This window comes from Pannonibacter indicus (assembly GCF_001418225.1).
Lineage (GTDB): Bacteria > Pseudomonadota > Alphaproteobacteria > Rhizobiales > Stappiaceae > Pannonibacter > Pannonibacter indicus.
Genome location: NZ_LIPT01000035.1, coordinates 1 through 1,279, shown reverse-complemented (window position 1 = coordinate 1,279; position 1,279 = coordinate 1). Strand labels below are relative to the sequence as shown.

General features: G+C 63.6%; 1 protein-coding gene. It reads right to left on the bottom strand.

Going from position 1 to position 1,279, the window contains the following annotated elements; all coding sequences use genetic code 11:
- The coding region (locus tag ASC48_RS19220; protein WP_208975841.1) for a plasmid recombination protein at positions 1-928 on the bottom strand (928 nt) is incomplete at its 3' end.
- Positions 929-1,279: the final 351 nt, after the last annotated feature.

The window sequence follows — 1,279 nt, the reverse complement described above, 5'->3', positions numbered from 1 at the left end:
TTTTTTTTTGGGCTAACGCATTGTCCAACTTCTCGTTTTCAGCCTCTAGCCCTGCCTGCAACTCGCGCAGCCGCACCAGGTCGTTTTCGATCCTGTCCAGTTCGGCTTGCGCCTTCTGTGCCCGGGCCTCGTAGGTTTCGGCACGCTTGCGGGCCTTCTCTGCTTTCTGGCCCTCTGCCAAGGCTTCGCTTTTGGCCTTGGACAGCCGGGTGAGATTGGTTTGCAGCTTCGACCGAATGTCCGCCAGTTCCGCTTCCTTGGCCGCGATCTCTGCGGGAAGGTCGCTGTGAAGCTGGGCTACAGAGCGATTGACCACCTCTGCCGGTGAGGCTCCGGCCTTGAGGCGGTCTAGCTTTGAGTGCCCCCGCTCGATGCCGGCCGCGTGACGGCCCATCACCTCGGCGGTGATGGTCTGGATGTCGCGCAGGGTTGCGCGCTTGGCCGTCTCGCTGATCGGGTGCCCGGTCAGGTCATAGGCCGGAAGCTGAAAGTGTGCGTGGGGCGCGCTTTCGTCCGCATGAACCACAAGGCCGGTCAACGTGCTGTTGAGGCGGGCGGCAATCGCTTGGGCTGTTTCGAGGTAAGCCGCGTCCTGTTGCTCCGGCGTCAGGCGGTCGAAGATCCGCTGCGCCTCGATGCCGAAGGTGATGATGCCTGCAACACCGACCGAGGCACTGGATTTCATCGCCAGCTGCATTGTGCGCTGACTGCGCCGCTCTTCGCAGATTGCCCGCAGCTTCGTGCCGGTCAGCGGCTCGACCAAGACACGGTTCAGGCTGGAGCGGTCAGCATCGACGTAAGACGGCTGGGGTCCGATGCGCAGATCATGGGCGCGCTGCCCGCCAATCGCAGTGGCGTTTCGCATCGCTATCCGTGCCTGTGCAGCCCTTGGGTTTCCGCCAGATTCGGGCCTTAAAATCTCTGCCATTTCCCGCCATCCTCTAACCTACTAGAAATGGCTGAGCCATTCCGTAGGCAAAGGGAAGATGCCACAGCATCCCCCCTTTTGAAACCCCCCTCGCCTTCCGCTGGACCGAAAGAGGCTGTGCCCCTTTGGAAACCTCCTTCTCCGGCCCGTCTAGGGCTCGCGCCCTGGACGAACCTGTGCGCTCCGTTGGAGCTTGCCAGACCGGCGCGGATGGCCCGCCCTGCGCCCGCCCTACAGCGCTTTGTGGGGAGCGCGGGCGGTCTTCGGGCTCAGGCACAGGAAGACGGCCACTCCGGGCAGGGCGAGAGCTGGGCAAGTGGTGCGGAGCGCGGTTTGACGGACAGCCCCCCC